General features: G+C 44.3%; 4 protein-coding genes. 2 read left to right on the top strand and 2 right to left on the bottom strand.

From position 1 onward, the window contains the following. Together BM202_RS36285 and BM202_RS36280 are read right to left on the bottom strand one after the other, a co-directional pair. Positions 1-798 (bottom strand): fibronectin type III domain-containing protein (locus tag BM202_RS36285; RefSeq protein WP_093835467.1); only part of this gene is annotated, 798 nt, incomplete at its 3' end. Positions 799-1,060: 262 nt separating this feature from the next. Beyond that, positions 1,061-3,871 carry an Ig-like domain-containing protein gene (locus BM202_RS36280; protein WP_143100897.1) on the bottom strand — a complete coding sequence of 937 codons (2,811 nt, stop codon included), beginning with the start codon at positions 3,869-3,871 and terminating at the stop codon, positions 1,061-1,063. Between the two features lie 1,510 nt (positions 3,872-5,381). On the opposite strand from BM202_RS36280, the gene BM202_RS36275 reads away from it, so the two are divergent. Next, positions 5,382-5,699 (top strand): transposase, encoded by a 318-nt coding sequence (locus tag BM202_RS36275; protein ID WP_093835463.1) that lies wholly within the window; start codon positions 5,382-5,384, stop codon positions 5,697-5,699. Between the two features lie 440 nt (positions 5,700-6,139). Further along, a complete protein-coding gene (locus tag BM202_RS36270; RefSeq protein WP_093835461.1) occupies positions 6,140-6,352 on the top strand; it encodes a hypothetical protein in 213 nt (70 codons plus the stop codon). The last annotated feature ends 7 nt before the right edge of the window (positions 6,353-6,359 follow it).

Raw genomic sequence — 6,359 nt, 5'->3', positions numbered from 1 at the left:
ACTGTAGAATTGCAGCACTGCGTTAGCAGGCTCATCCAGGGAGACCGTGAAGTTATTCGAAGCTATTGGGTTGGGGTACACGCCATACACCCCATCAAGCGTAACCGGTACGGCTGAGTAGGTCCGGCTAGTACCCGATAAATCCAACTGCTTCAAGCGGTAATAGCTGGTACCCCGATAGGGATTGGCATCCGTGAACTTGTAGGTGTTCAGACTGGTGCTGTTCACCGCCACATCATTTACCTCCCCAATAGGCTCGAAACTCTTCAGATCCTTGCTTCGTTCGACTACATACCCTTTGTTACCGCTCTCCATGGAGGTCTGCCAGCTCACATCCACCGTCTTGTTGGCTTGGGCATCCGCCTTGAAATACACCAACGAGACTGGCATGGCACCATTCTCATTGGTATAAATAGCCGCAAAATCATTGGCAGGTGGTTGAGTAACATCACTTTTATCAGGGGTTATAGTACATGAGCCCCCGATTCCAAGCTCTACTGGTGAAGCTTGTGTCACTTGCAGTTGAATGTCTAATACATAAACTGTAAGTGGGGGAAGTGACACATCTTGCTTCTGGATACCAATAAACTGATTAGTCGATGCATTATACGTAATATCAAAAAAAGGCAAAAGTGGTCCTGATAAGGCAGCGAGACCTGAGCCGGCTGGGGCGGGTGCGCATTTAGCCAGATCAATAGTAAAACCCATTTTATTATTGGCATCAGCTCCGGTGATACAACCGGCTCCAAAGTTACCAATTTTAAACTCCAGTCTGAAAAGAGAACCTATTCCAGCCAAAGGCTGGTCTAACAAGTTGCGAGATGTAACTGCAGGATCTGCTGCGCCTGGTGTACACTGACTATAGCCTGTTAAGCCTATCAACATACATAATCCTATTAATAAAGTAGATTTCATTTTCATAAATCGCTGTCTATAAAGTCAAAAAAGATAGTTCATTAAAAATGTTTCGATTTAGGTAATCAACTCTATAGGTATCATAAAGTTTTAACTCTATGATACCTATAGAAGACTTACTTAACGCCGACCGCAATAATAAGCATTATTTATTGAAATAATCTATTGAATCGGCATCAGAATTGTTGGTCAAGTTCAACTCACCACTACTACTGGCGACAATAAGCGAACTTATGCCAATGCTTCCCCGCGTATTGCCTGGAGTAAATACGCCCGTCAAACCAAAGACGCGTTTCGTTCCCCCAACAAGACCTGCATTGGTAGTCAGTATATAGAAATCTTTGTTAGTAGCGTCGAAGGTCCACACACTGTTGTTTACCACTTTACCACCTACAAAAACGGCAGCCCCATCAAAGCTTAGTACAAACAGGGGATCTTTGGCTATATATACCGTGATTGGTCCCGTAACAGCTGATGAATTGAGTTCATACACCTCTCCTACTAGGGTAAAGTTAGATGTGCCATATATAGTAGACGGCTGTATAGTACTAATAATTGCCAGATCAGGCACTTTATTAATTAGTATATGTAAGGTAGCCGTTCCACAAGCGGCTGGGGTACCTCCATCACAAGCCGTGTAGGTGAAGTCTACCGGACCGGTTACGTCCGTAGCTGGAGTAAACGTGTAGCTGCCTGCTGAAGTTATGATCAGCGTTCCCTTACCCGGCGATGAGATCGTGCCTGCATTCGAGACGGTTAACCCTGTCCCTAAGTCATTGGTTAACACATTGCCTGTTATAGGTGCGTTCTGTTTGGTGCTTGTGTAATCATCAGCTACCGTCACTGTTGAACTTCCGGGAGCAACGACATGCACGATTACCTGAGCCGGTGCACATAGCCCGCCCGGTGTCTCACAAATCTCATACGTTAGAATATCATCACCAATATAGCTCGTTGCTGGTGTGTATACTATATTGCCTGATCCATCAATGATGGCCGTCCCATGTGTTGGGTTAATGGTAATGGTTGGCGCGCCTAACACTCCCCCTGGGTTACCGGCTCCATCATTGGCTTTTACATTTATAGCTACGCTTCCCGCAGCAGCAGTTGAGCTCTGTACGCTGGCATAATCCGGATTTGCTACCGGTTTATTGGTCGCTATAGATTGATCAAGAACCGTAATGATTAAAGGCGTTGTTGGGCAACTTGTCTGACCTGTAGCGCAAACAGGTACCGTATATGTGTAGGTACCAGGTGTAGTAGCGGTAAAGTTATATACACCGGTAGTAGCAAGTGTGATAGTAGCGCCCGAGGGGTTACTACTACTAGCCGATGGTGTACCATAAGTCGTCCCGGCAGGTACTTTGTCGTTCGTACTTACGTTCCCGGAAACGGGCACATTCTTGGTCGTTACGTTGAAGTCTGGGTTAATCACAAAATTACAAACCAGACTACCCCCGTTTGAGGAAGTACGCGTATCAATAAAGGCCCCATATACATCTACGAAGTTCCCTACACTAGCGAACGAACCGACGCTGAGCTGAATTTCGTCAAATGATTTTGACGTAACAAAGCCAACATTGGCAAGGTCGCTGCTTGGCACTCCGCCAAAGATTTGCAGGAACACCGACAGATCAATCAAGTTACCAACAGTTGCGCTACTTTCCTGAAATACGCCATTTAGGTACGTATTGACCGTGAGATTTGAGAATAAATTTGCCGATACGGGTAAATTTGCTTTACTAATTGTGAATCCAGCAAATGTCCCGGCGGGGTACACATCCGCTGGGTCAGCTACGGAAATTGATGCCGTAACACCAACGCCTAATACGTTTGTAATTCGTGCGAAATCTGTGGTACTAGGTGAAATGGCATTCCCAGGGTTTGCAACGCCACTGCCGAGTAAATCAGCAGAAACTAATCCGAACAAGCCCGTCCGGGTCCCTTCGATAAACGCAGAGAAATCAGTTGTATTCAAAAACTTAGTTTGATTACAAGCCACCGGCGTTACGCAGGCTTTTTGAATAACCGCCCGATAAATGCTAACAGTGCCTAGTGGATTTGCGCTGACCAACTGCGTAAATTCGATTTCAACCTCATCAAATGGCACCTGTGCTACAGTTCCCACTGTCTGGCGGTTGCCCGACACTAACGAGACACCTGCCAGTAACGAAGCACCGCTTCCGGTTTGCACAGCACTTCCATTATTGTACAAAGTAATTCGAGTCCGGCCTAAAAGGCTTGCTCCAATTAACGTACTGCTTTCAATATCAAACCCAATGTACGATTCGGCGGGGTATGTGTCGATCGGATTAGCGACCGAAAGCCTAGCGGTAGCGGATACGGCTGTTCCTAAAGATATGGTAGCGGGCGATGAAGTCGATCCATTAATGACATTATCGGCATTATTGATAGCACAGCCCACACAAACTAACGAAGAACCAGTACCAGTATGATCATTATTTATATAGACAGGAAAACTGGTGTTCGTCAAGGGCGTCACGGCACTGGTACTGCAGGTAATTGTTGGTCCTGCACAGAAGCTTTTGAGAATAGCGCTGTAAATTCTTGTCTCGCCAACACTCAACGTTGCAGGGAAGCTAAAAACGATCTGTACCTCATTAAAGGGTTGACTTGTCACAAATCCAATCGTCTGTCGTCCTGTAGCCGTTAAAAGTGGAATCGATACTAATGATGAGCCACCCGTTACAGTTTCACTTAATACACCATTCAAATATGTTTTGATGGTTGTTGAACTCAATAGAGACGCCCCGATCACTTCCGTATTTTCTACGTCAAACCCAGCAAATGTACCGGCTGGATAACCAGCGGAATTAACCTGATTTTTCACCGAAAGAGATACACTGCTTACACCACTGACATTGACAGGAAGTGGTGCTGAAATACTAGCATAATCGGTTAGAGTAGAGCTGGTTACATTAGTTGGGTTTAACACAGTGAACGAAGTGGGACCACTGGCACCAGTATGAATAGGTTCTATCGCAGCCGGAAATCCTGTTACTGTTGATGAATTAGCCGAAGTTACAATGGGAGTCCTTGTGTTACAGACTAAGCTGGGGCCTGTTGCAAACCGGCGTTGCACTGCGTAAAACACGTCGTAGGTATCAGCGCTTACCAAACCTCCAAACCTAATTTCTATTGCATCAAATGGTAACGAAGTAATGAACCCGACTTCGTAGGCTCCCGAAAGCAGTGATGAACTTACCCCAATCAACGAGTTTGCCGTACTAGCTTCCACAAAAGCACCATTATTATACGTAGCAACAGTAATAGTATTTAATAGGCCAGCTCCAAGGGCAGACGAATTTGCTATAACAAACCCAGCAAAATTACCTGCAGAATATGTATTCGCGGCAGTATTATCTGTTACCCTCAATCTTGCCGATCCAGAGACAGATAAGAAATGAACTCTGGCAAAATCCGATGTATTACTGTTAGTTACGTTATCTTCTCCATTCAAACCACAGGGGGGCAAAAAAGCATTGCCTATGGAACAAGCACTACCACTTTCCCAATAAACGACGCCAAGGCCGCCACCAGCTGTAGTTGATACAGCAAGCGTAGCTGTCGGTGTAGAGATAAAAGGGGTAGAGGCATCTTTGTTTGCAGGTATACTGGCTTGTTGAGCCATTGATTGCATAGTCCCAAGCAAAGACAAACATAAAACTAAACAGGCCAGAAGGTGTGAATTGGTCACATGAACTGGAAAAGTAGACAGTCGTCTCATAAAAACGAGAAGTTAAAAGTGAATTGATTGTGCAGATTAAAAATTAAGTAAAGTATATAACCGGGTTAATTTCCTGTTTAATTGATAAAGAAGTAAGCTACTAAATCAGCGTATAAACAAATCTATAGCCGTTTAAATATCTAAATCTGTCTCTGTGAAACTAATAAGTACATAGTAGTTGATAGACAAACATACATATAAATTACTATTAAAAACTAGTTTACTATTTATATAAATGAGTAAGAAAAGAAAAAAATTACTTATGTTATAAGAATCATATATAAAATAATACTACTATTTATATACTAAATAGTCATATAATATAATTTGACAATATTAAAAACAAGTTACCGAAAAAGGCAAGAAACCAATCAAGCCGTATCTGTAATAGAATAAGGATAGTTATTACTCAAACAAACATAAATGGGAGAGTGAATGTGAAAAATCCACTATCTTACCTACTAGTGTCCATTGATACGTCAAAGCCTGATGAGGCAGTGAGCTATGGGCCTCAGATCAGATAAAGATAAGATTGGTTAGATAGCTCAGTTAGTGGTCAGTTCTTACCCAAACGATAGATTGTACTTATGCCCCAACGTGAGCAAAAGGTGCTTCACTTGCATAGCGTGGGTACCAATTTTACTGACAGTAATGATAGCGTTCAGTAAAGTATGTCAACTTTGACTATGAAGCCTTTTGCCAAAAAATCATCGCCAAGATGTTGGCAGGTGATAAAGAACTTACGGGCAAAGATGACCTGCTTGCGCCATTAGTGAAAGATTTGCTGGAAGCAGCCCTGTCGGGTGAAATGCAGGACCATGTCGAGCAGAGTTGCCCCAACTGGCGCAATGGCAGCAATACCAAGACCGTCAAGTCAGGCCATGTTCCTCTCGAAGTTAACATGCCTCGTGACCGCAACAGTTCGTTTGAGCTAAAGCTGATCGGTAAGCGCCAGACGACGTTAGGTGAAGGTTGTGATAACCGCATCCGCTCACTTTACAGCAAAGGAATCGGGGGCCGCTCTTTAGGTTTGTAACATGGTAGGAAACCAAAATTTGGTAGCTTGTCAACAAGTGAATAGGGCGGGCTGTCCTGTGGGGCCGCAGAGTTCTATCTCCAGGCATGGATTCAGCCGGGTCGCCTGGTGCTAACCCGCCCTGTTTTTACTTGCTTCAGGCTCAACGGGGTAACCCGTGCCATGGAGATTCAGGTTGGTGACCGTTAGCAAGCGGGGTGCCCCGTGGCGGTTTGAGCACTAGAGCAAGTGACTTGTTACATCCCTAAATTATTATTTCTCATGGCCATTCGCTACTTCATCGATTTTGACATCTCTAAGTCACACTGAACTGGGCAGTTATTGATGGTAAAACGACCGTTTTGTAAAGTCAATCGGCTAAGTCAGAGACAGGTATCGAAGCGACTATTAGATTCATCTAATCCCTGCCCAGCTTTAAGGTGACGAAGTCGGTTTGCGGTATGGAATATACCGGCATTAGCAATGCCTATCTGCTGGCCTACCTCAACAAATTTTCTTATTCCCTTTGCCGGGCCGCCGGAGTGAGCAAGAACAAAATGAGTGTATTAAATGCGGTTTGCAACAATCGGACCGATTTCTATGATCTAAACAAGCGAATGCACATACTTTTCATCATGATTTCGGTCTTCTCGGACGCAGGCGAAAATTCGTAATACCAAT

The sequence above is a fragment of the Spirosoma endophyticum genome (genome assembly GCF_900112365.1).
GTDB classification, from domain to species: Bacteria; Bacteroidota; Bacteroidia; order Cytophagales; family Spirosomataceae; genus Spirosoma; species Spirosoma endophyticum.
Note: the sequence above shows the minus strand (reverse complement) of the source record. Positions and strands in the feature narration are given on the sequence as shown.